Source organism: Thioalkalivibrio sp. ARh3, from assembly GCF_000377265.1.
Classification (GTDB): Bacteria; Pseudomonadota; Gammaproteobacteria; order Ectothiorhodospirales; family Ectothiorhodospiraceae; genus Thioalkalivibrio; species Thioalkalivibrio thiocyanoxidans.
This window is the reverse complement of record NZ_KB897947.1, coordinates 179,608-202,043: the sequence shown is the minus strand read 5'-3', so window position 1 is coordinate 202,043 and position 22,436 is coordinate 179,608. Positions and strand designations below refer to the sequence as shown.

Sequence of the window (22,436 nt, the reverse complement as noted above, 5' to 3'; positions counted from 1 at the left end):
CAGGAATGTGCTTTGCAGTTTGTCAGGCCATTGGCTACGGTAAGGGCGTCGTCAGTCGGCTCCGCGATTGCGCTGGCTGAGCGCGTCCCCGACCGTCAGGTACACAGGAAGGCTCGGGATGCAATGTCCCGGGGGTGTGCCGAGCATGCCGGTGCGGCGTTGGAACGCAACACAAGATAAGGGGAGCCACCCATGGAAGAGTCGTCTTCGAGCCCGGGGCTGAACCAGACTCGGATCGCCGGGTTCGGTGTGATCTGCAGTCCGGTCTTCTGGGTTTCCACCGCCGTTATCGCCGCATTCGTACTGTTCGGGGCCCTGTTCCCGACGACAGCGGAGGGCATCTTCGAGCAGCTCCAGACCGGCATCTCCGAGTATCTCGGCTGGTACTACATGCTGGTGGTGACGGTCTTTCTGGTCTTTTCCCTTTACTTGATGTTCTCGCGTTACGGCGGCATACGGCTCGGGGACCAGTTCGAGGCGCCCCGTTTCAGTTACGCCGCGTGGTTTGCGATGCTCTTCTCGGCGGGCATGGGGATCGGGCTGCTGTTCTGGAGCATCGCCGAGCCGATGTACCACTACCTGAGTCCGCCGCATGCCGAGGGCGAGACCAGCGAGGCCGCTGCCGAGGCGATGCGCTATACCTTCTTCCACTGGGGGTTGCACGCCTGGGCGATCTACATCGTCGTCGGCCTGTCGCTGGCCTATTACGCCTACCGGCATAACCTGCCGCTGCTGATCCGCTCCTCGCTGTATCCGTTCATCGGTGATCGCATCTACGGCCCCTGGGGGCACCTGATCGATATCCTGGCCCTGTTCGGGACCATGTTCGGGGTGGCGACCTCGCTGGGTCTCGGGGTCATGCAGATCAACTCGGGCCTGAACTTCGTGTTCGGGATCGAGGAATCCACGACCATGCAGATCACCCTGGTCGCGATCATCACCCTGATTGCGGTGGGCTCGGTTGCCCTCGGGATCGACAAGGGCATCAAGCGGCTGTCCAACTTCAATATCGGGCTGGCGGTGATCCTGCTCGCGCTGCTGCTGATCATGGGGCCGACGCTGTTTATCCTGCGCGTGCTGGTGGAGTCCACCGGCACCTACGTGCAGCACCTGCCCGCGATGAGCCTGTGGGCCGATACCATCGACGAGACCGGCTGGGCCACCGCCTGGACCATCTTCTACTGGGGCTGGTGGATCTCCTGGGCGCCGTATGTCGGCATGTTCATTGCGCGCGTCTCGCGCGGGCGCACCATTCGCGAGTTCGTGGTGGGCGTGCTGCTGGCCCCGACCGCTGCGGCCTTCGTCTGGCTGGCCGTGTTCGGCGGTACCGCGATGAGCTACGAGCTCGGTGGCGTGGCCGACCTGACCGGGGCGGTCGAGGAAAGCGTGTCCACCGCGTTGTTCGCGACCATTCAGGCCATGCCGTTGTGGGACTGGTTTGCGGTGGCGGTGATGGCCGCTGCGACGGTCCTGATCGTGACCTTCTTTGTGACCTCGTCTGACTCGGGCTCGCTGGTCATCGACACCCTGGCGTCCGGCGACGTGCGCAACCCGACCGTGACCCAGCGGGTCTACTGGGCGGTCCTCGAGGGGGTTGTGGCCTCGATCCTGTTGCTGGCGGGGGGGCTGGCCGCGCTGCAGGCGGCGGCGATCAGTGTTGGCCTGCCGTTTTCGGTGGTAATGCTGGTGATGGTGATCGGGCTCTGGAAAAGCCTGCATCAGACCGAGGCCGTCACGCCCACCAAGTACCAGAAAGAGGCGCCACCGCCACATACCCTGCTCGGGTATACCGACGATCTGGACGACAAGATCAAGTAGGAGGTCACTATGGCTGCGTCCCGCGTGGCGCTGCTGGGCTGTGGGCTCATGGGGCAACCCATGGGCCTGCGTCTTCTGCGCGCCGGTTTCCATGTCGAGGCCTACAACCGCACGCCGGAGCGAGCCAGCGAGCTGGCCAGCGAGGGGGTGCCGGTACACAGCGAACCGGCGACCGCGGTAGCCGGGGCCGATACCCTGGTGCTGATGCTCTCGGACGCCACCGCGATCCAGTCCGCACTGGGGGCATTGCCGCAAGGCGCGCTGAGCGGGCGCTGCGTAATCCAGATGGCAACGATCCTGCCGGCCGAGAGCCGTCAGCTCGCCGAGCACCTGCGCCGCGCCGGGGCCTGTTATGTCGAGGCCCCCGTGCTGGGGTCGATCCCGGAGGCACGCGAGGGCAGGCTGCTGATCATGGCGGGCGCTGACGAGGAGACGGAGTTTGCGCGGGCGTCCCCGGTGCTGGCCGCACTGGGTGAAAACCCGCGCCATGTCGGACCGGTGGGCCAGGGCGCGGCCCTGAAGCTCGCGTTCAACCAGCTGATCGCCAGCCTGACCGCGGCCTTCTCGCTAAGCCTGGGTCTGGTCCGCCGCGAGGGGGCGGACATCGATACCTTCATGGACATCCTGCGCGAGTCGGCATTGTATGCGCCGACCTTCGACAAGAAGCTGGACAAGATGCTTTCCGGCGATTTCGGGAAGGCGAATTTCCCTGTCAAGCACCTCTTGAAGGACGTGCACCTGGTCGAACGGGCCGCCGAAGATGCACAGCTGGTGGCTCCGTGGCTGCCCCTGTTGGCGCAGCTGCTGGAGCAGGCGCAGGAGCGCGGGCTGGCGGATGCCGACTACTCCGCGATCTACAGCGCGATCGCACCCGAACCCTCCGCGCACTGAGGCGGAGTCCGGCTCAGGCGGCCCCGTTGGTCTTGGAGGGGGCGACCGGTTCGGGGACGACGTCCCAGATCTGGTTGGCGTAGTCGCGCACGGTGCGGTCGATGGAGAAAAAGCCCATGCGCGCGACGTTGTGGATCGCCGCCTCGGCCCAGGCGGACGTGTCCGCATACAGGGCGTCCGCTCGATCGCAGGCCTCCGCATAGGCCTGATAGTCGGCCAGCACAAAGAACGGGTCGTCCTCGCGCAGGTAGCGCCCCAGGTCGCGGTGGGTCTCCGGATCGTCACGGGTGAAGAACCCGGACTCGATCATGTCCACGGCGGCCGCCAGACCGGGCGCGCGCTCAAGGATGGTGGATGGCTGTTCGCCGCGGGCGCGGTGTTCGACAACCTCGGCGGCGGTCATGCCGAAAATGAAGACGTTGTCGTCGCCTACCGCATCGCGGATCTCGATATTGGCGCCATCCAGCGTGCCGATGGTCAGGGCCCCGTTCAGGGCCAGTTTCATGTTGCCCGTGCCGGAGGCCTCGAAACCGGCTGTCGAGATCTGTTCGGAGAGGTCCGCGGCCGGGATGATGATGCTGGCCGCGCTGACTTCGTAGTTCGGGAAGAACACGCACTTCAGGCGGTCGCCAACGGCCGGGTCGTGGTTCACGATGTCGGCCACCTCGTTGATCACCTGGATGATCGCCTTGGCGCGGGCGTAGCCCGGGGCCGCCTTCCCGCCGAACAGCACGACGCGCGGCGGGATGTCCTCGCCGGCGCGGATGCGGCGGTACAGGTCAATCACGTGCAGCAGTTTCAGCAGCTGGCGCTTGTACTCGTGGATGCGCTTCACCTGGACGTCGAACAGCACGTCCGGGTTCAGCTCCACGCCGGTGCGCTCGCGCACCAGTTCCGCGAGCCGGACCTTGTTGGCGCGCTTCACCGACATGAATTCCCGCTGCAATTCGGGGTCGGTGGCGTAGGGTTCCAGGGCGCGCAGGCGCTCCAGGTCATATTGCCAGTCGTTGCCGATACGCCGGCCCAGGAGCTCGGTCAGGGCCGGGTTGGACTGGATCATCCACAGCCGCGGGGTTACGCCGTTGGTGACGTTGACGAAGCGTTCCGGCCAGAGCTCGTAGAAGTCCTCGAACAGGGTCTCCTGCAGCAGACGCGTATGCAGCGCGGCGACGCCATTGATGTGGTGCGATCCGACCACCGCCAGGTGCGCCATGCGGACCCGGCGTTCGCCTTCCTCGTCGATAATCGACAGGCGCGCCAGGCGGTCACTGTCCCCCGGGTAGCGGTGCCGTACCTCTTCCAGGAACTCGTGGTTGATCTGGTAGATGATGCCCATGTGGCGCGGCAGTACATGCTGCATCAGCGGGACCGGCCAGGTTTCCAGGGCCTCGGGCATCAGGGTGTGGTTGGTGTAGGCGAGGGTTCGTCGTGTCAGGTCCCAGGCGCGATCCCAGGGCACTTCGTGGCAGTCGACCAGCAGTCGCATCAGTTCGGCCACGGCGATTGCGGGATGCGTGTCGTTCAGCTGGATCGCGGCCTTGTCCGGCAGGGCGTCCAGTGAGTAGCCCAGCGCCAGGTGACGCTCAAGGGCATCCTGCAGCGAGGCGGAGACGAAGAAGTACTCCTGCTTCAGACGCAGTTCCTTGCCGATTGCGGTGGCGTCGTTCGGGTACAGCACCATGGAGATGGTCTCGGACTCGGCCTTGTCTGCCACCGCCCGGATGTAATCCCCTTCGTTGAAGTAGCGCAGGTCGAAGTCGCGGGTCGCCTTGGCGGCCCACAGGCGCAGGTTGTTGACGTTGCGTCTTCCGTAGCCCGCGGTCGGGTAGTCGTAGGCCATGGCCAGGACTTCTTCTCCGTCTTCCCAGGTATAGCGGGTGCCACCACGGGGGTGGTGGTGCTCGACGACGTAGCCGTAAAAGTGGACCGGGAACTTCCGGTCCGAGCGCGGGAACTCCCAGGGGTTTCCGTACCGCAGCCAGGTGTCCGGGTGTTCCACCTGCCGGTAGGGTTCGAAGTCCTGACGGAACATGCCGTATTCGTAACGGATGCCATAGCCGTAACCGGGGAAGCCCTGGGTGGCCAGCGATTCCAGAATGCAGGCGGCGAGCCGACCGAGGCCGCCGTTGCCCAGGGCCGCGTCATCCTCGAGGTCTATGATGCCGTCGAGGTCCACCCCAAGGTCGGCCATCGCCTGGCGTGCCTCGTCGAGGATCCCCATGTTGCGCAGGTTCGCCTCGAGCATGCGCCCGATCAGGTATTCCATCGACAGGTAGTAGACGCGCTTGACGTCTTCTTCGACGAATTGGCGGCGGGTCAGCAGACGACGTTCGATCATGCGCTCGCGGATGGCGAAGGCCAGGGCCTCGAGCCAGTCGCGGTCGCTGGCCTCACGCGGGTCCTCTCCCACCACGCGGACGACGGCATCGCGAATCGATTGCCGCAGGCCCTCCACGTCGTTGGGGAGGTGGGGCAGGTGCGTTACTTCGGGGGCGGCCATTCGGCGGTCTCCAGAAAAGGGTTGGACCGCCGCCCGGGGTTATCCCTCGCGAGCGACGGCGCGATAGCCGATATCTGTGCGGCAGTATATATCCTCGAACTGGATCCGTTGCACGGCCTCGTAGGCCTTTTTCTGCGCGGATCGCACATCGTTTCCGAGGCCTACCACGCAAAGCACGCGCCCACCCGAGGTTACAACCGCGCCGTCCTCGCGTGTTGCGGTCCCGGCATGAAAAACGTAAGCCTCGGGGTCTCGCTCCACCGCCTCGAGGCCCGTGATCACGTCGCCCTTGCGGTAGGCGCCCGGATAGCCCCCGGCAGCCAGCACCACGCCCAGGGCCACGCGGGCATCCCAGTGCGCCTCGGTCTGGTCCAGGCGTCCGTCCAGCGCGGCCTCGACCAGGTCGGTCAGGTCCGATTCCAGGCGGCTCAGGATTGGCTGGGTCTCCGGATCGCCGAAGCGACAGTTGAACTCCAGCACCTTCGGGTTGCCCTCGGCGTCGATCATCACGCCGGCATACAGGAAGCCGGTGTAGCGTTCGCCGTCGGCGGCCATGCCGCGCACGGTCGGTTCGATGACCTCGCGCAGGATGCGCGCATGCAGCGCATCCGTGACCACCGGGGCCGGCGAGTAGGCGCCCATGCCGCCGGTGTTCGGGCCCTGGTCGCCGTCATCGCGGGCCTTGTGGTCCTGCGAGGAGGCCAGCGGCAAGACATGCTCGCCGTCCACCATGCAGATGAAGCTCGCCTCCTCGCCGCGCAGGAACTCCTCGATCACCACGCGGTGCCCGGCCTCGCCAAAGGCGTTGCCGGCCAGCATGTCGCGCACCGCGGCGCTGGCCTCGTCCTCGGTCTGCGCGAGGATTACGCCCTTGCCGGCGGCCAGGCCGTCGGCCTTGACCACGATCGGGGCCCCGTGGGCCTGGATGAAATCCAGCGCGGCCGCCTCGTCCTCGAAGCTGCCGTAGGCCGCGGTGGGGATGCTGTGGCGCTGCATGAAGTCCTTGGCGAAGCTCTTGGAGCCCTCGAGCTGCGCGGCCTTCGCCGTCGGGCCGAAGCAGCGCCGTCCGGCGGAGCGGAAGGCGTCTACCACCCCGGCAACCAGGGGCGCCTCCGGGCCGACCACGGTGAAGGCGATGTCTTCGCGCTCGGCCAGGGCCAGCAGGCCGTCGATGTCGGTGACGTCCACCGCGTGGTTCTCGCACTTGTCCGTGCGCGCGGTGCCGGCATTGCCGGGGGCGACCAGCACGCGCTGCACGCGCGGGGACTGGGCGAGTTTCCAGGCCAGGGCATGCTCGCGGCCGCCGTTGCCGATAACGAGTACGTTCATCACGGACCTCAGTGGCGGAAGTGGCGCATGCCGGTGAACAGCATCGCGATGTCGTGTTCGTTGGCGGCGGCGATCACCTCGTCGTCGCGCATCGAGCCGCCCGGCTGGATTACGGCGGTGATGCCGGCCTCGGCGGCCGCGTCGATGCCGTCGCGGAACGGGAAGAAGGCGTCCGAGGCCATCACCGAGCCGGCCACCTGCAGGCCCTCGTCGGCGGCCTTGATGCCCGCGATCCGTGCGGAGTAGACCCGGCTCATCTGGCCGGCGCCAACCCCGATGGTCTGTTCGTCACGCGCATAGACGATGGCATTCGATTTCACGTACTTCGCGACCTGCCAGGCAAAGCACAGGTCCCGGGCCTCCTGCTCGGAAGGGGCCCGCGCGGTCACGGTCTTCAGTTCCACGTCCGCGAGCGAGCCGCGGTCGGCATCCTGTACCAGCAGGCCGCCGCCGATGCGCTTGTAGTCGAGGCCCGGGGCGGCCGCCGCAGTCGGTATCTCCAGCACCCGTACGTTCTTCTTCGTGGACAGCGCGCGCAGGGCCCCGGGGGTGATCTCCGGGGCGATCACGACCTCCACGAACTGGCGGCTGACGATCGCGTGTGCGGTGTCGCCATCCAGCGGGCGGTTGAAGGCGATGATGCCGCCGAAGGCCGAGGTGGGGTCGGTCTGGAAGGCGCGCTCGTAGGCCATCAGCTGGGTCGGGGCGACGGCCACGCCGCAGGGGTTCGCATGCTTGACGATCACGCAGGCCCCGGCCTCGAACTGGCGCACGCATTCCCAGGCGGCGTCGGCGTCGGCCAGGTTGTTGTAGGAAAGGGACTTGCCCTGGTGCTGGCGGTAGCTGGCCAGCGAGCCGGGTGCGGGCGCGGGATCGCGATAGAACGCCGCGCGCTGGTGCGGGTTCTCGCCGTAGCGCAGGGCCTCCACGCGCTCGAAGGTGGCATTGAGCTGACCCGGGAAGGGTTCGGCCTCGCCATTTTCGTCCACCGCCGAGAGGTGGTTGCTGATCGCCGCGTCATAGCGGGCGACATGGTCGAAGGCCGCCACCGCGAGGCGAAAGCGCAGGCGCGCCGGGATCTCGCCATGCTCGCCCAGGGCCTCGACGATCGCGCCGTACTGATCCGGGCTGGTGGCGACGGCCACGTCGCGATAGTTCTTGGCGGCCGCGCGCAGCATCGCCGGTCCGCCGATGTCGATGTTCTCGATCGCCTCGGCCAGCGTGCAGCCGGGACGGGCCACGGTGGCCTCGAACGGATACAGGTTGACGACCAGCAGGTCGATCGGCGGGATGTCCTGTTCGGCCATGACCTGGGCATCGATATCGCGCCGCCCCAGCAGGCCGCCGTGGATACGCGGGTGCAGGGTCTTGACCCGACCATCCATGATCTCGGGGAATCCGGTGTGTTGCGAGACCTCGGTCACCGGCAGGCCTTCCTCGGCCAGCAGGCGCGCGGTGCCGCCGGTGGACAGGAGTTCGACGCCCCGTTCGTGCAGGGCGCGCGCGAGTTCGACCACGCCGGTCTTCTCGGATACGGACAGCAGGGCTCGGCGGACGGGGCGGCTGGCGGTCATTCGGGGCCTCTGGAATCGGATCAAAAGCCCTCATTATAGCGAAGCTCGTCGGGAGGGGTGGTCCGTGTTCGAGGCCCCCGCGGCGGCCGCTCGCTTGTACTTTTGCGCAAAACAACTTGTAATTTTTGCGCAAAACCTTCAGGGTATAGAAACGATTTCGGAACCAATCGCCTGCGACCCAATGCGTTGCGAGGCGCCGTTACCGTTTCCCCGAGCCAGGCGGGTGGGCCCGCCAGACCACGGTTCGGTATCCGGGCCTGATTGCCCTCCCGGATGCAAGGGAAAGCCGGCTTCGGTCGGCCGCAGGCGCTGCCAGATATCAACGCGCCTGTGGGAGAGGACGCCTGATCGCCGGGCGCAGTCAGCCCGGTCCGGATCATCGTCGATGTGCCGACCGAACGGGGTGCGCGACGGCGTCCGGTGTGACCCTGGTTCCGGCGGTCCGGCCGAAGGTCGGCCGGACCGCGTGAACAACGCAGTACAGACAAGAGGAATCAGCATGTCCGCGAACATCAAGAATGATCAGGATTTCGGCGAGAAGCCGACCGAGCGTCGCGATACCGAGAACTATCGCAAGGAGTACACCACCGGTTTTGTCGACAAGTGGGACGACCTGATCGACTGGGACAACCGCGCGAAGAGCGAAGGCACCTTCTTTATCGAAGAGCTGAAGAAGCGTGGCGCCAAGCGCGTGCTGGACGTGGCAGCCGGTACCGGCTTCCATTCGGTCCAGCTGATCGAGGCGGGCTTCGACGTGGTGACTGCCGACGGCAGCCCGGAGATGCTGGCCAAGGCCTTCGAGAACGGTCGCAAGCGGGGCCACATCCTGCGCACCGTGCAGGCCGACTGGCGCATGCTGAACCGTGACATCTACGGCCGCTATGACGCGGTGGTCTGCCTGGGTAACTCGTTTACCCACCTGTTCAACGAACACGACCGCCGCAAGGCCCTGGCCGAGTTCTACTCCGCCCTGAACCATGACGGTGTGCTGATCCTCGACCAGCGCAACTACGACACCATCATGGACCACGGCTACTCGTCCAAGCACACGTACTACTACTGCGGCGACGACGTGCAGGTACAGCCGGCGCATGTGGACGAGGGCCTGGCCCGCTTCCAGTATCGCTTCCCGGATGGCTCCGAGTACTTCCTGAACATGTTCCCGCTGCGCAAGGCCTATGTGCGTCGTCTGATGCGCGAGGTCGGTTTCCAGAAGATCGAGACCTACGGCGACTTCCAGGAGACCTACCGCGAGTCGGATCCGGACTTCTTCATCCACGTGGCCGACAAGAAGTACATCGAGGACGAGAACCGATGAGCACGCAGTATTCCGACGTCGTCGAGACGGCGCGCGACTACTACAACAGCGAAGACGCCGATACCTTCTACAAGCTGGTGTGGGGTGGTGAAGACCTGCACATCGGCATGTACGAGTACCAGGGCGAGCCGATCGGTGATGCCAGCCGGCGTACCGTCGCGCACATGTCCGACCTGCTGGGCGAGCCACAGCCGGAATGGCGCGTGCTCGACATGGGTGCCGGGTATGGCGGTGTGGCCCGCTACCTGGTCGAAAACTACGGCTGTGACGTGACCGCGCTCAATCTTTCCGAGAAGGAAAACGAGCGTGATCGCGAGATCAACAAGGCGCGTCATCTCGACCACAAGATCACCGTAGTCGACGGCTCCTTCGAGAAGGTCGACGAGCCCGACGAATCCTATGATGTCGTCTGGTCGGAGGACTCGTTCCTGCACAGCCAGAACGACAAGAAGAAGGAAGTGATCAAGGAGGCCGCGCGCCTGCTGAAGCCGGGCGGCTGGCTGATCTTTACCGATCCGATGCAGACGGACAACTGCCCGGATGGCGTGCTCGATCCGATCCTGGCCCGCATCCACCTCGACTCGCTGGCCAGCCCCTCGCTCTATCGCGAGGCGGCCAAGGAAGCGGGCCTCTACGAGGTCGGGTTCGAGGAACACTCCAGCCAGATCGCGACCCATTACGGCCGCGTGAAGCAGGAACTGGAGTCGCGTGAAGACGAGCTGCGCGAACACATCTCCCAGGACTACATCGACCGCATGAAGCAGGGGCTTCAGCACTGGGTGGATGGCGGCAACTCGGGCTATCTGACCTGGGGCATCTTCCGCTTCCGCAAGCCGGCCGAGTAAGGCGGCCCTGGAAGCGGTTGGCGAGCGCTACGGGCGGTCCGCCAGCCGCTTCCAGACCCCGCTCACCCGGCCCTCGATGGGGCGGAAGCGGGTCTTGTAGGCCATCTTCGGGGCCTGGTCGATCCAGTACCCGAGATAGACATGCGGCAGGCGCAGCCGCCGGGCATGCGCGATCTGCGTAAGCACGGCGAGGGTGCCCAGGCCGCGATCCGGAGCCTCCGGATCAAAAAAACTGTACATGGCCGACAGCCCCTGCGGGGTGCGGTCGGTGAGCGCAACGGCCACCAGCGCGTGGTCCTGGCGGAATTCGAGGATATCCACCGGACCGTTGCGGTGGCTGAGCATGCCCGCGTAATCGTCGCGCCCCATGCGCTCCATGCCGCCGCCGGTATGGCGATGGGCGAGATAACGCGAGAAAAGCGGCATGTGCTCGTCCAGGTCCGCACAGGGTGCATGCCCTGGCTGATCCGGAGGGCGCGTGATCGTGACCGCGAGATCATGGTTGCGTTTCAGGCAGCGGCGCTGGCTGCGGCTGGGCGCGAAGTCCCCGACTGGGATGCGCACCGGAACACAGGCCGTGCACGTCGGGCAGTGGTGGCGGTAGACGAACTGGCCACTGCGGCGAAAACCCTCGGCGAGCAGCTGCCCGTAGCGCGCGCCGCCCAGGTTGACCGCGGGGTCGACCAGCAGGCTCTGCATCTCGCGGTCGTCCAGATAGGGGCAGGCCTGCGGGGCCGTAACAAACCAACGGATCGGGTGCTCCTGCATGACGCTATCGTGACACGACTCGCGACGGGCGCAAAACAGGAAGCCGGACCCGTACCGCAATATCCGGAACACCGCCGCGGAGGGCGGGTTCTCGCCGGGCCGCAACGCGCCGCCCGGCCACGACAATGAATCCATTCAACACAATGGTGTACCGCACATGACGGCAACGCGAAAAGACATCGAGAAGGCGCTTGAAGAGCGCATCCTGATCCTGGACGGCGGGATGGGCACGACCATCCAGTTGTACAAGCTGGAGGAGGCCGACTATCGCGGCGAGCGCTTCAAGGACTGGAAGAGCGACCTCAAGGGCAACAACGACCTGCTGTCGCTGACCCGTCCGGACATCATCGAGCAGATCCACAACGACTACCTCGAGGCCGGCGCCGACATCATCGAGGCCAACACCTTCAACGGTACCCGCATCGCGATGGCGGACTACCACATGGAGGACCTGGTCCCCGAGCTGAACCGCGAATCCGCGAAGCTCGCGCGCAAGGCCGCCGACGCCTGGACCGAGAAGACCCCGGACAAGCCGCGCTTTGTCGCCGGCATCCTCGGCCCGACCAACCGTACCGCCTCCATTTCTCCGGATGTGAACGACCCGGGTGCGCGCAACGTCGACTTCGACACCCTGGTCGAGGCCTACAAGGAGGCCGCCGAGGCGCTGGTCGAGGGCGGTGTGGACCTGCTCCTGATCGAGACGGTGTTCGACACCCTGAACGCCAAGGCGGCGATCTTCGCGGTGAAGACCCTGGAAGACGAGCTCGGGAAGGACCTCCCGATCATGATCTCCGGGACCATCACCGACGCCTCCGGCCGTACCCTGTCCGGCCAGACCACCGAGGCCTTCTGGAACTCGGTGCGTCATGCGAACCCGGTTTCCATCGGCCTGAACTGCGCGCTGGGCGCGAAAGAGATGCGCCAGTACGTCGAAGAACTGTCGCGCATCGCCGACACCCACGTGTCTGCGCACCCGAACGCCGGTCTGCCGAACGAGTTCGGCGACTATGACGAGTCCCCGGAGCAGATGGCCGAGGACGTCGGCCCCTGGGCCGAGCAGGGCATGCTGAACATCATCGGGGGCTGCTGCGGCACGCTGCCGGAGCACATCCGCGCGATGCGCGAGGCGGTGGAGAAGCACCCGCCGCGCAAGGTGCCGGAGATCGCGCCGGCCTGCCGCCTGTCGGGCCTGGAGCCGTGCAACATCACCGACGACTCGCTGTTCGTGAACGTCGGCGAGCGCACCAACGTGACCGGCTCGCGCAAGTTCCTGCGTCTGATCCAGAACGAGGAATACGACGTCGCGCTGGAAGTCGCCCTGAACCAGGTCGAGGGCGGCGCCCAGATCATCGACATCAACATGGACGAGGGCATGCTGGAGTCGCAGGACGCGATGGTGCGCTTCCTGAACCTGCTGGCCGGCGAGCCGGACATCGCCCGGGTCCCGGTGATGATCGACTCCTCCAAGTTCGAGATCATCGAGGCCGGCCTGAAGTGCGTGCAGGGCAAGCCGGTGGTCAACTCGATCTCCATGAAGGAGGGCGAGGAGAACTTCATCGAACAGGCGAAGCTGTGCCGCCGCTACGGCGCTGCGATCGTGGTCATGGCCTTCGACGAGGACGGCCAGGCCGATAACGAGGACCGCCGCGTCGAGATCTGCACCCGCGCCTACAAGCTGCTGACCGAGAAGGTCGGCTTCCCGGCCGAGGACATCATCTTCGACCCGAATATCTTCGCGGTCGCGACCGGTATCGAGGAACACAATAACTACGGCGTGGACTTCATCGAGGCCACCCGTCGCATCAAGCAGGACCTGCCGTACGCGCTGGTCTCCGGCGGCGTGTCCAACGTCTCGTTCTCCTTCCGCGGCAACGAGCCGGTGCGCGAGGCGATCCACGCGGTGTTCCTGTACCACGCCATCAAGGCGGGCATGGACATGGGGATCGTGAACGCCGGCCAGCTGGCGGTCTACGACGACATCGACGAGAAGCTGAAGGAAGCGGTCGAGGACGTGGTCCTGAACCGTCGCGACGATGCGACCGAACGGCTGCTGGACCTGGCCGATGAGTACAAGGGCCAGGGCGGCGGCAAGAAGGAAGAGAACCTCGAGTGGCGCGAGTGGGAAGTCACCAAGCGCCTCGAGCACTCACTGGTCAAGGGTATCGACACCTACGTGGTGGACGACACCGAAGAGGCCCGTCAGGCCTATGACCGCCCGATCCAGGTGATCGAGGGTCCGCTGATGGACGGCATGAACGTGGTCGGCGACCTGTTCGGCGAGGGCAAGATGTTCCTGCCGCAGGTGGTCAAGTCCGCGCGCGTGATGAAGAAGGCCGTGGCCCACCTGATCCCGTACATCGAGGCCGAGAAGACCGGTACCGAGAACAACGGCAAGATCCTGATGGCCACGGTGAAGGGCGACGTCCACGACATCGGCAAGAACATCGTCGGCGTGGTGCTGCAGTGCAACAACTTCGAGGTCATCGACATCGGGGTGATGCAGCCGGGGGCCGAGATCCTGAAGGCGGCCAAGGAGCACGATGTCGACGTGATCGGCCTGTCCGGCCTGATCACCCCCTCCCTGGAGGAGATGGCGAACTTCGCCGCCGACCTCGAGCGCGAGGGCATGACCACGCCGCTGATGATCGGTGGTGCCACCACCTCACGCGCCCACACCGCGGTCAAGATCGAGCCGAACTACTCCGGCCCGGTGGTCTGGGTGAAGGACGCCTCGCGTGCGGTGGGTGTGGCCCAGAGCCTGATCAGCCCCGAGCTGCGTGAGAACTACGCCGCCGAGATCCGCGAGGAATACGAGAAGCTGCGGGTCCAGACGGCCGGCCGCAAGAAGAAGGTTCAGTGGCTCTCGCTGGAAAAGGCGCGTTCCAACAAGCCGCAGATCGACTGGTCGAGCTACACCCCGACGAAGCCGAAGGCGCTGGAGACCGAGGACCTGCCGGGCGCGCCGAAGGTGCTGCACCCGCATGGCGACGGTTCCGTGCTGCTGCGCTTCGATGACTTCGACCTGAACGAGGTCAGGAACTTCATCGACTGGACGCCGTTCTTCCACTCCTGGCAGCTGCACGCCGCCTACCCGCGCATCCTCGATGACGAGAAGGTGGGCGAAGAGGCGCGCAAGCTGTTCAAGGATGGCCAGGAGATGCTCGATCGCATGATCGAGGAGAAGTGGGTCACCCTGCGTGGTGTGGTCGGCTTCTTCCCGGCGAACACCGTCAATGACGACGACATCGAGGTCTATACCGACGAGAGTCGCTCCAAGGTGCTGAAGAAGCTGCACCACCTGCGTCAGCAGACCGAGAAGCGCCGTGGTCAGCCGAGCCACTCGCTGGCCGACTTCCTGATGCCGAAGGAGGCCGGTGGCCCGGACTACCTGGGTGCGTTCGCGGTCAGCGCCGGTGGCGACGTCGATGCCAAGGCCGAGGAGTACGAGAAGGCCAACGACGACTACCACGCGATCCTCGTGAAGAGCCTGGCGGACCGTCTGGCGGAGGCCTTTGCCGAATGCATGCACCAGTACGTGCGCAAGCACTACTGGGGCTATGTCCCGGACGAGGCGCTCGAAAACGAAGACCTGATCGACGAGCAGTACCAGGGCATCCGCCCGGCCCCGGGCTACCCGGCCTGCCCCGAGCACACCGAGAAGGGCACGCTCTGGGAGCTGCTGCAGGCCGACGAGCACGCGGACATGACGCTCACCGAGAGCTACGCGATGCTGCCGGTCTCGGCCGTGTCCGGCTGGTACTTCGCCCATCCGGAGTCGCGCTATTTCGGTTTGGGCAAGATCAACCGCGACCAGGTCGAGGACTACGCCAAGCGCAAGGGCATGTCGTTCGAGGAGGCCGAGCGCTGGCTCGCGCCGAATATCGGGTACGACGACAGCGACGAGGCCAAGGCGGAAGCCAGGGCCGAGCGCGAGGCCCGGTCCGCCTGATCGGCTACAAGACATGCCGCTAATCGAAGCCCCGCCTCGCGCGGGGCTTCTTTTTGTGCGTGTTTCCGTCCTGGCTCAGGGCACCGGGGCCAGCAGCGCGATCCCGGTCAGGACCGTGACCACCTCGAACGTCCGCTTGACCAGCCGGTTGCCGTAGCGATGGGCCAGGGCCGCCCCCAGATAGCCGCCAATAAAGCTGCCGATCAGCAGTGCCGGCAGCCAGTCCCACTGGACCGTGCCGAAGGTGCCGAGCAGCAGGGCCCCGGCGCCATTCCAGACGAGCCCCACCAGTACCATGGTGTAGGCGACCGCCTGGGTGTAGCTCATCCCGTACCAGCGCACCAGCCAGAGGGTCACCATCAGCCCGGTGCCGGAGGCCAGCGAGCCATTCAGGATGCCGATGATGAACAGGCCCAGCGCGCCGATCAGGGCGTGCTGCAGGGTCTTGTCGGTCTCGCGCACGACCTGGCCCAGTTGTGGCCGGCGCCAGGAGTACCAGCCCAGGGCAATGGTCAGCAGCCCCAGCGCAATCTCGCCGGCCCGCGGGGGGATCTCCAGCACCAGCCAGGCACCGATCAGCACCCCGGGAAGACCGGCCGCAAGAATGACCGCTAGGCGCGCCGGTTCGAATGTGCTTTGCTTGATGTGCCGCACACTGGCCCCGGCGCCCAGCGCAACGGTGGCGATCTTGTGGGTGGCCAGGGCAACGGGATAGGGGAGTCCCAGAAAAATGAGGACCGGCAGCTGCAACAGGCCGGCCCCGCCGCCTGCGAGGGCGGAGAATCCGTTCGCCAGGATGGCGATCACGAGCAGGCCGAGGTGTTCGAGTATGGTCATGTCAGGGGGCAGAAAGCGCGGTTCCGTGTGGGGGCACGGTGTTTTTTGGGGACTGCTGGTCTTGGTGCTGGCGTTGCCGGCTCATGCGGATATTTTTCGCTGGGTCGATGATGACGGCACCGTGCACTACTCGAACACCCCGCAGCCCGAGGCCAGCCAGCGCGAGCGGCGCGTATTTGATTCGCGTGGCCTGATGCGGGAGATCATACCCGCTCCCCCCACCCTCGAGGAGCGCGAACAGGCCCGGGCCGAACAGGAACAGGCGCAGCAGGACCTGGAAGTTGCGCGCCAGGCGCGGGCCGATCGGGCGGCGCGCGAGCGTCAGTTGCGTCAGGCCTACGAGAATCTGGACGAGATCGAGGAACTACGTGCACGCCGCGAAGCGGCCATTGGTGCGGATATCGCGCGTTCCGAGACTCAGGAGAAAACGCTATTGCGTGAGCGCGAGCGTATCCGCCAACAGCGTGCCGACAGCGAGTCCGCCACGGATCGGGAGCGATTCGAGGTGCAGCTCGAGGATCTGGAAGAGCGTATCGCCCGCGAGCGCGCCTACCGGCAGGGGCAGGAAGATCGACTCGCCGCCATCCAGCAGCGGCTGGATCTGGACCGGGAGGACTATCAGCGGCTGGTCCTCGACGGCGAAGGCTAGCAACGCCGTTAAAGGTCGGTCTACTAGCGGCTGATCAGGGTGCCCACGCCCTCGTCGGTCAGCAGCTCCAGCAGCACCGCGTGCTCCACGCGGCCATCGACGATATGCGTGGCGTTGACGCCGCTGCGTACGGCATCCAGCGCGCAGCGGATCTTCGGGATCATCCCGCCGTGAATCGTCCCGTCGCGGATCATCTCGTCCACCTCGGGGGCTGACAGCCTGGGCAGCAGTTGGCCGTTACCATCCAGGACGCCCGGTGTGTTGGTCAGCAGGAACAGCTTTTCCGCGTCCAGCACCACTGCGAGCTTCTCGGCCGCGGTGTCGGCGTTGATGTTGTAGGCCTTGCCCTCACGATCGAAGCCGATCGGCGCGATCACCGGGATGAAGTCGCTGTCATCCAGTGTATGCACGATCGCCGGGTCCACGCCCTCGACCTCGCCCACGTGCCCCAGGTCCACAGTGGGCTGGCCCTCGGACGCGCCGTAGTCGCGCAGCGGGTTTGCGCGGATCATCTGGCCGTCCTTGCCGGTCAGGCCCACCGCGCGCCCGCCGAAGCGGTTGATCAGCGAGACGATCTCCTGATTCACGATCCCGCCGAGCACCATCTGCACCACGTCCATGGTCTCGCGGTCGGTCACGCGCAGGCCGTTGACGAACTCCGTCTGCTTGCCCAGCCGTTCCAGCAGCTGGCCGATCTGCGGGCCGCCGCCATGCACCACCACCGGATTCACGCCCACCTGCTTGAGCAGCACGATGTCGCGCGCGAACGAGGCCTTCAGGTGGTCCTCGGTCATGGCGTTGCCGCCGTACTTGATCACGATCGTCTTGCCCGCGAAGCGCTGGATATAGGGCAGCGCCTCGATCAGGACATGAGCTACGGAATGGGCCGTCTGGGTATCCATGGCGGTTCTGGCTGTTCGGGCTTGCGGGCGCGCAGTTTACCACCGTGACCGAGGGAGCGGCTGATGCTGGCGGTACCCGCCGTTAAGTTGCATATGCTATGCACCGTTTGACGGGCAGCCGCCGTTCCCGTATAAAGCTGCACGCACAATGCAACATAAGGAGAGATACATGCTGTCGTACGACCACAAGGCCATCATCCAGAAGACGGTCCCCATTCTGGAATCCGGGGGCGAGGACCTGACCCGCCACTTCTACAACATCATGCTCCGCGACTACCCCGAGGTGCGGCCCCTGTTCAACCAGGCCCATCAGGCGAGCGGCCAGCAGGCGCGGGCACTGGCGAATGCGGTGCTGCAGTACGCGCGGCATATCGACGAGATGGAGGCCCTGGGGCCGCTGGTCGGGCAGATCGTGAACAAGCATGTGTCGCTGCAGGTGCAGCCGGAGCACTACCCGATTGTCGGCGAGTGTCTGCTGCGGGCGATGCGCGAGTTGCTGGGCGAGGAGGTCGCGACCGACGCCGTCCTGGAGGCCTGGGGTGCGGCCTACCAGCAGCTGGCGGATATCCTGATCGCCGCCGAGGAGGATGCCTATCAGCAGGCCGAGGCGCAGGCGGGCGGCTGGCGCGGACTGCGTTCGTTTGTCGTGCGCCGCAAGGTGCCGGAGAGCGAGGAGATCACCTCGTTCTATCTGGAGCCTCAGGACCGTGGCGCTGTCCCCCCGTTCCAGCCCGGCCAGTACATCGGGCTGAAGGTCGACATCGATGGCGAAGAGCTGCGCCGCAACTACTCGCTCTCCATCCCCCCGGGTGCGGGCGGGTTGCGCATCAGCGTGAAACGGGAGCCCGAAGGCCAGGTATCACGCTTTCTGCACGACCGCATCCAGGAGGGCGATGTCCTGGAGCTCACCCCGCCGGCCGGTGATTTCGTCCTGCGCGAAAGCGATCGTCCGCTGGCCTTGATCTCGGCGGGTGTGGGGATTACCCCGACCATGGCCATGCTGGATCCGGCACTGGAGGCCGGACGCCAGGTGCACTTTATCCATTGCGCCCGCCATGGTGGGGTCCATGCCTTTCGCGAGCAGGTCGAGGCGCGGGCGCAAGAGCACGAGCACCTGCGCCCGTACTTCTGCTACAGCGAGCCAGCCAACGAGGATGCCGCCGACGCGACGGGTTTTCTGACCCGCGAGCGGCTCGCCGAGTGGCTCCCGCATCGCACCGAGGTCGATGTCTACTTCCTGGGGCCCACCCCGTTCATGCGGCAGGTGCGTCAGCAGCTGCGGGAGCTGGGCGTGCCGGACGAACGCTGCTTCTTCGAGTTCTTTGGCCCGGCCCGGGCCCTGGAGGCCTGATCAGCGGGACCCTTCCGGGACCCGTGTTGCCGCCACCAGTGCCCGGAACAGGCGCTGGTGGCGGCCCTTTTGCGGGAGGTATTCGGGGTGCCACTGCACGCCGATGCACCAGCCCTGCTCGGCCTCGATCGCCTGGACGACACCCGTCGCCTCGCGTCCGACGGCGCGCATCCCCTGGCCCAGCCGGTCCACCGCCTGATTGTGCAGTGCATTCACGCGAATGGCGCCTGAGCCCAGAATGTCGGCCAGATGGCTGCGGCTGTCGAGCATGACTGGCTTGACCGGCAGCAGGCTGCGCGCCTGTGGGGTTTCGATATAGAACTCCGCCAGGTCCTGCCGCAAGGTCCCGCCGCGTACCACGTTGATCAGCTGCATCCCGCGGCAGATGCCCAGTACCGGCCGGTGCTCGTCCAGCGCGCGACGGATCAGCGCCTTCTCCAGCCGGTCGCGCTCGATGTCCAGTACGCCGCCGTGCGACTGGAACAGCCGGCGCAGCAGCCACAGTGCGGGATAGAACAGGTAGCCGATCAGCCGTTGGGACAGTCGACGCTCTGCGCCGCGAATGGCCTCCGGTTTCGGGCCCTGAGGCAGTGATTCCCCGTAGAGTTCGGGGTCGACATCCGCTCCGCCCCCGACCACGAGCCCGTCGAATGCTTGGTGGTGGCGCGGCTTGCCGGGACGTACGCGCAGGGGGCGCCCGCCGGCGCGCCAGACGGCCAGTGCCGTGAACAGCCAGGCGGGGCCTCCCCCCTCGTCAGGGCCGGTGATGGCAATCACAGGTCGCCGTGGTTGCGGGTGGTCGGCCGAGGTCGTGGTGCCGCGCTCAGAACCAGCCACGCAGCCTCCGTGCCCAGTCGTCGGCCCAGCGGCCCACCGCCTGGGTGGGGCGTTCCAGGTATTCGCGGCTCATCCGCTGCAAGCGTTCGCGGTCCGCGGCCAGCCGTTCGACCTCGACCCAGCCATTGAACGGGTGGGCCAGACTCCAGTCGGGGTCGTCGATCTCGCAGTTGGGCAGGCGATAGTGGAATGCGGGTCGAGCCTTGACCAGTTCGTGCTCCACCGGTGCGGCGTCGATGCGTTTCGGGTCCAGTTCTGCGAACAGCGGCAGCATGTCCAGTGGACGATTGCGCGTGGTGTTGTGCGCGAGGTAATGGTCGATCAGTTGCCCCTGGTCCGGCTCGAAATCAGGGTCCAGGGTCTCGCGCACGAAAGTACCGGGGAACGCGCGGATGTAGGGGGAAAGCCGTCTTGCCAGGTCAATCGCGCCCGCATTCACCAGCATCTCGTACAACAGCAGGAAGGCCCGCAGGACGTCGAGGATCCACTGAGTATCGGTGCTGTGTATCTCGATGTTGAGCTGCAACCCGAACGCGTAGAGTAGCGATCGCTCGGTGCCCAGCGCCCCGGCCTCCTGCAGTGCGTGGCGTACACGGTCCAGGCGCGGGAGTGTCGAGGCCGCCATCGGTGGCGCGACGATCTCGTGCGGCACGAGGCGCCCGGCGGCATCGGCCAGCCAGCGGTCCAGCGCGGCCTCGTCGGAGTCGTCGAGCTCGATCCCCAGGCGGCGCAGGTGGCTGCGGTAGGCCCGGTCCTTCAGTACCCGGGCATCCAGCTCGACCTGAAAGTCGCCCTGTTCCGTATCGCAGACCCGGGCAATGAACGGACTGTCACAGTGCACCTGTCCGCCGAATTCCGCGCGGATCGCCTCGGCCATGCGCTCGAGGGAGACGCCGGCCATCTCGATCTCCACGCCCACCCGTCGGGGTGCCCCTTCCGGATTGTCGGGCCAGGGCAGTTCGTGAAAGGCCTCGGGCATCAAGGGTGTCCTCGGGGAGGTGCCGCGTCATGATAACGGTTCGGTGTACCTGCTGTGGGCAAGCCAGTACGATAGGCGCCGGCCGCCACGGCCGGACCGCGAAGGTACGGGATGGATCGAATCTACCTCAAGGATCTGCGCATTGATGCCGTCGTCGGCGTCTATGACTGGGAGCAGCGCATCCGGCGCCCCCTGCGCTTCGACATCGAGCTGGCTACCGATACGCGGGTGGCCGCGCACTCCGGCGAGATCACGGACACGGTCGATTACGAGGCCGTGGCGAATGCCGTGCGCGCGATCGTCACGCGCGAACCCCACGCGCTTTTGGAGTCCCTGGCCGAAGAGATCGCGGAGGCCCTGATGACCGAGTTTCGCACTCCGTGGGTGCGCATCGAGCTGGGCAAGCCCGGCGCGGTCGCCGGTGTGGCCGAAGTCGGCATCGCGGTCGAACGCGGCACCCTCCCGGCCTCCTCCTGATCCCTTCGCCTCGATTCCTGCCTTAGCTCCTCTCGACTCCGGCCGTGCGGCCGGTCACAGATTCCTCATTTCCTGACCCATCTTGGTGCGTGTGCACTTTTAGTGCGCACCGCTCTTGTGCGTGCTGGCGTCGTTCGCCTGCAACAGGTGTTGTGAAAAGCCGATCTGGCTCCGTTTTCCCGATATGGCACGCCCCGTGCAAGGACCGGGTGTCGATTACGCGACACTCGATTGCACAACTGGGAGAACACAACATGAAGAAGTTCACTCGTTCCGCACTGGCCGCCGCCATCGTCACTGTCGGATCCACCGGCGGTGTGGCCTTTACCTCGACTGCCACCGCGGAGCTTTCCGTAAACATCGGGGCGGTCTCCAATTACTACTTCCGCGGTTTTTCCGAGACCGACGATGGCGCCGCAATCCAGGGTGGCATTGATTACGAACATGAGTCCGGTTTCTACGTCGGTACCTGGCTCTCCAATGTCGACTTTGGTGACGACACCAGCTACGAGATGGATCTTTATCTCGGATTTGCCGACGAGTTCGACAATGGTTTTGGCTATGACGTCGGCTACCTCTATTACGCCTATCCCGATGCCCGTGATGACAGCGGATCCCTGAGCGCCGACTTTGGCGAGATCTACGGCGAACTGAGTTTCGACACTGGCCCCGTCGGCTTGTACGGCGGTATCGCGCACGTCGTCACCGACAGCTCCGACTCCGCCCTGGAGCGCAAGGATACGTACTACTACGGCGGCCTCGACATCCCGTTCATGGATGTCTACAGCGCCGGCTTCCTGGTCGGTCGCCAGACCTTCGACGACACCAACGAGAACGACAACTACACCCACTACACCGCGAGCCTCACGCGCGATGCCGGTGACTGGGGCGAGTTCAGCTTCAATCTCGAATACGTCGACGAGTCCGACGAGGACGTTGGTGCCTGGGTGGGCTGGACCAAGACGTTCTAGACCCGGCTTTTACCCTCAAGTAACCGCGGGCCCGCCTTTCGGCGGCCCCGCTCAAGGAGTCCGACATGAAGATGATTACCGCCGTGATCAAGCCGTTCAAGCTTGATGATGTTCGCGAGGCGATCTCGGAGATCGGCGTGCAAGGCATGACCATGACCGAAGTAAAGGGTTTTGGTCGTCAGCGCGGCCATACCGAGCTCTATCGCGGTGCCGAATACGTGGTCGATTTTCTGCCCAAGGTGAAACTGGAAGTGGCTGTCGACGAAAACCTGGTCGATCAGGTGGTCGAGGCCATTTCCAAGTCTGCCAGCACGGGCAAGATCGGCGACGGCAAGATCTTTATCACCCCGGTGGAGCAGGTCGTGCGTATTCGCACGGGCGAGACCGGCCCGGAGGCCCTTTAAGGGTTTTCCCTCTTCCATCGAATGAGGAATTTCAATC

General features: G+C 65.6%; 18 protein-coding genes. 10 read left to right on the top strand and 8 right to left on the bottom strand.

Annotated features, from left to right (window positions below; genetic code table 11):
* Positions 1-192 precede the first annotated feature (192 nt).
* Both C995_RS0100935 and C995_RS0100930 read left to right on the top strand, forming a co-directional pair.
* On the top strand, positions 193-1,818 hold the full coding sequence (locus C995_RS0100935) for a BCCT family transporter (protein WP_018863141.1): 1,626 nt from the start codon (positions 193-195) through the stop codon (positions 1,816-1,818).
* Between the two features lie 9 nt (positions 1,819-1,827).
* The gene (locus C995_RS0100930) at positions 1,828-2,709 is read left to right on the top strand and encodes an NAD(P)-dependent oxidoreductase (protein ID WP_018863140.1); all 882 of its coding nucleotides are present in this window, start codon (positions 1,828-1,830) and stop codon (positions 2,707-2,709) included.
* A gap of 13 nt (positions 2,710-2,722) precedes the next feature.
* Here the strand turns inward: C995_RS0100930 and C995_RS0100925 are convergent, their stop codons facing one another.
* The 3 genes from C995_RS0100925 to purH are packed head-to-tail and all read right to left on the bottom strand — an operon-like array spanning position 2,723 to position 8,112.
* A complete protein-coding gene (locus C995_RS0100925; protein WP_018863139.1) occupies positions 2,723-5,209 on the bottom strand; it encodes a glycogen/starch/alpha-glucan phosphorylase in 2,487 nt (828 codons plus the stop codon).
* A 39-nt stretch (positions 5,210-5,248) separates the two neighbouring features.
* Complete coding sequence (gene purD, locus C995_RS0100920; RefSeq protein WP_018863138.1) at positions 5,249-6,538, bottom strand: phosphoribosylamine--glycine ligase; 1,290 nt, start codon at positions 6,536-6,538, stop codon at positions 5,249-5,251.
* 8 nt (positions 6,539-6,546) lie between these two features.
* On the bottom strand, positions 6,547-8,112 hold the full coding sequence (purH, locus tag C995_RS0100915) for a bifunctional phosphoribosylaminoimidazolecarboxamide formyltransferase/IMP cyclohydrolase (protein ID WP_018863137.1): 1,566 nt from the start codon (positions 8,110-8,112) through the stop codon (positions 6,547-6,549).
* 499 nt (positions 8,113-8,611) lie between these two features.
* Here purH and C995_RS0100910 point away from each other — a divergent pair, with 499 nt between their 5' ends.
* Both C995_RS0100910 and C995_RS0100905 read left to right on the top strand, forming a co-directional pair.
* Positions 8,612-9,430 (top strand): class I SAM-dependent methyltransferase, encoded by an 819-nt coding sequence (locus C995_RS0100910; protein WP_018863136.1) that lies wholly within the window; start codon positions 8,612-8,614, stop codon positions 9,428-9,430.
* The gene (locus C995_RS0100905; protein WP_018863135.1) at positions 9,427-10,275 is read left to right on the top strand and encodes a methyltransferase domain-containing protein; all 849 of its coding nucleotides are present in this window, start codon (positions 9,427-9,429) and stop codon (positions 10,273-10,275) included. Before C995_RS0100910 ends, C995_RS0100905 begins: the two co-directional genes overlap by 4 nt.
* Before the next feature lie 27 nt (positions 10,276-10,302).
* On the opposite strand, the gene C995_RS0100900 is transcribed toward C995_RS0100905, so the two are convergent.
* Positions 10,303-11,043, bottom strand: coding sequence for an arginyltransferase (locus C995_RS0100900; RefSeq protein ID WP_018863134.1), 741 nt, complete (start codon positions 11,041-11,043; stop codon positions 10,303-10,305).
* A gap of 157 nt (positions 11,044-11,200) precedes the next feature.
* Between C995_RS0100900 and metH the strand changes: the two genes are divergently transcribed.
* A complete protein-coding gene (gene metH / locus C995_RS0100895; protein WP_018863133.1) occupies positions 11,201-14,992 on the top strand; it encodes a methionine synthase in 3,792 nt (1,263 codons plus the stop codon).
* A gap of 75 nt (positions 14,993-15,067) precedes the next feature.
* On the opposite strand, the gene C995_RS0100890 is transcribed toward metH, so the two are convergent.
* Positions 15,068-15,829, bottom strand: a complete 762-nt coding sequence (locus C995_RS0100890; RefSeq protein ID WP_018863132.1) for a sulfite exporter TauE/SafE family protein — start codon at positions 15,827-15,829, stop codon at positions 15,068-15,070.
* On the opposite strand from C995_RS0100890, the gene C995_RS0100885 reads away from it, so the two are divergent.
* Positions 15,822-16,478 carry a DUF4124 domain-containing protein gene (locus C995_RS0100885; protein ID WP_038080508.1) on the top strand — a complete coding sequence of 219 codons (657 nt, stop codon included), beginning with the start codon at positions 15,822-15,824 and terminating at the stop codon, positions 16,476-16,478. The two genes, C995_RS0100890 and C995_RS0100885, sit on opposite strands and share 8 nt — an antisense overlap.
* 23 nt (positions 16,479-16,501) lie before the next feature.
* Here C995_RS0100885 and argB read toward each other — a convergent pair whose 3' ends face one another.
* Positions 16,502-17,380, bottom strand: coding sequence for an acetylglutamate kinase (argB, locus tag C995_RS0100880; RefSeq protein WP_018863130.1), 879 nt, complete (start codon positions 17,378-17,380; stop codon positions 16,502-16,504).
* A gap of 169 nt (positions 17,381-17,549) precedes the next feature.
* On the opposite strand from argB, the gene hmpA reads away from it, so the two are divergent.
* Positions 17,550-18,731, top strand: coding sequence for an NO-inducible flavohemoprotein (hmpA, locus tag C995_RS0100875; protein WP_018863129.1), 1,182 nt, complete (start codon positions 17,550-17,552; stop codon positions 18,729-18,731).
* On the opposite strand, the gene C995_RS0100870 is transcribed toward hmpA, so the two are convergent.
* Both C995_RS0100870 and C995_RS0100865 read right to left on the bottom strand, forming a co-directional pair.
* Positions 18,732-19,568 (bottom strand): gamma-glutamyl-gamma-aminobutyrate hydrolase family protein, encoded by an 837-nt coding sequence (locus C995_RS0100870; RefSeq protein WP_026278864.1) that lies wholly within the window; start codon positions 19,566-19,568, stop codon positions 18,732-18,734.
* A complete protein-coding gene (locus C995_RS0100865) occupies positions 19,555-20,547 on the bottom strand; it encodes an amidoligase family protein (RefSeq protein WP_018863127.1) in 993 nt (330 codons plus the stop codon). Before C995_RS0100865 ends, C995_RS0100870 begins: the two co-directional genes overlap by 14 nt.
* Positions 20,548-20,658: 111 nt before the next feature.
* Here C995_RS0100865 and folB point away from each other — a divergent pair, with 111 nt between their 5' ends.
* The 3 genes from folB to C995_RS0100850 all read left to right on the top strand — a co-directional run bounded on the left by folB (position 20,659) and on the right by C995_RS0100850 (position 22,399).
* Positions 20,659-21,024 (top strand): dihydroneopterin aldolase, encoded by a 366-nt coding sequence (gene folB / locus C995_RS0100860; RefSeq protein WP_018863126.1) that lies wholly within the window; start codon positions 20,659-20,661, stop codon positions 21,022-21,024.
* A 254-nt stretch (positions 21,025-21,278) separates the two neighbouring features.
* Complete coding sequence (locus C995_RS0100855; RefSeq protein ID WP_018863125.1) at positions 21,279-21,995, top strand: TorF family putative porin; 717 nt, start codon at positions 21,279-21,281, stop codon at positions 21,993-21,995.
* Between the two features lie 65 nt (positions 21,996-22,060).
* Positions 22,061-22,399 carry a P-II family nitrogen regulator gene (locus C995_RS0100850; protein WP_012981610.1) on the top strand — a complete coding sequence of 113 codons (339 nt, stop codon included), beginning with the start codon at positions 22,061-22,063 and terminating at the stop codon, positions 22,397-22,399.
* Positions 22,400-22,436 lie beyond the last annotated feature (37 nt).

Excerpts from the sequence above, each read along its gene's own strand:
- C995_RS0100935 (WP_018863141.1), top strand. The coding sequence starts at position 193 with ATGGAAGAGTCGTCTTCGAGCCCGGGGCTGAACCAGACTCGGATCGCC.
- C995_RS0100930 (WP_018863140.1), top strand. The coding sequence starts at position 1,828 with ATGGCTGCGTCCCGCGTGGCGCTGCTGGGCTGTGGGCTCATGGGGCAA.
- C995_RS0100925 (WP_018863139.1), bottom strand. The coding sequence starts at position 5,209 with ATGGCCGCCCCCGAAGTAACGCACCTGCCCCACCTCCCCAACGACGTG.
- purD (WP_018863138.1), bottom strand. The coding sequence starts at position 6,538 with ATGAACGTACTCGTTATCGGCAACGGCGGCCGCGAGCATGCCCTGGCC.
- purH (WP_018863137.1), bottom strand. The coding sequence starts at position 8,112 with ATGACCGCCAGCCGCCCCGTCCGCCGAGCCCTGCTGTCCGTATCCGAG.
- C995_RS0100910 (WP_018863136.1), top strand. The coding sequence starts at position 8,612 with ATGTCCGCGAACATCAAGAATGATCAGGATTTCGGCGAGAAGCCGACC.
- C995_RS0100905 (WP_018863135.1), top strand. The coding sequence starts at position 9,427 with ATGAGCACGCAGTATTCCGACGTCGTCGAGACGGCGCGCGACTACTAC.
- C995_RS0100900 (WP_018863134.1), bottom strand. The coding sequence starts at position 11,043 with ATGCAGGAGCACCCGATCCGTTGGTTTGTTACGGCCCCGCAGGCCTGC.
- metH (WP_018863133.1), top strand. The coding sequence starts at position 11,201 with ATGACGGCAACGCGAAAAGACATCGAGAAGGCGCTTGAAGAGCGCATC.
- C995_RS0100885 (WP_038080508.1), top strand. The coding sequence starts at position 15,822 with ATGGTCATGTCAGGGGGCAGAAAGCGCGGTTCCGTGTGGGGGCACGGT.
- C995_RS0100890 (WP_018863132.1), bottom strand. The coding sequence starts at position 15,829 with ATGACCATACTCGAACACCTCGGCCTGCTCGTGATCGCCATCCTGGCG.
- argB (WP_018863130.1), bottom strand. The coding sequence starts at position 17,380 with ATGGATACCCAGACGGCCCATTCCGTAGCTCATGTCCTGATCGAGGCG.
- hmpA (WP_018863129.1), top strand. The coding sequence starts at position 17,550 with ATGCTGTCGTACGACCACAAGGCCATCATCCAGAAGACGGTCCCCATT.
- C995_RS0100865 (WP_018863127.1), bottom strand. The coding sequence starts at position 20,547 with ATGCCCGAGGCCTTTCACGAACTGCCCTGGCCCGACAATCCGGAAGGG.
- folB (WP_018863126.1), top strand. The coding sequence starts at position 20,659 with ATGGATCGAATCTACCTCAAGGATCTGCGCATTGATGCCGTCGTCGGC.
- C995_RS0100855 (WP_018863125.1), top strand. The coding sequence starts at position 21,279 with ATGAAGAAGTTCACTCGTTCCGCACTGGCCGCCGCCATCGTCACTGTC.
- C995_RS0100850 (WP_012981610.1), top strand. The coding sequence starts at position 22,061 with ATGAAGATGATTACCGCCGTGATCAAGCCGTTCAAGCTTGATGATGTT.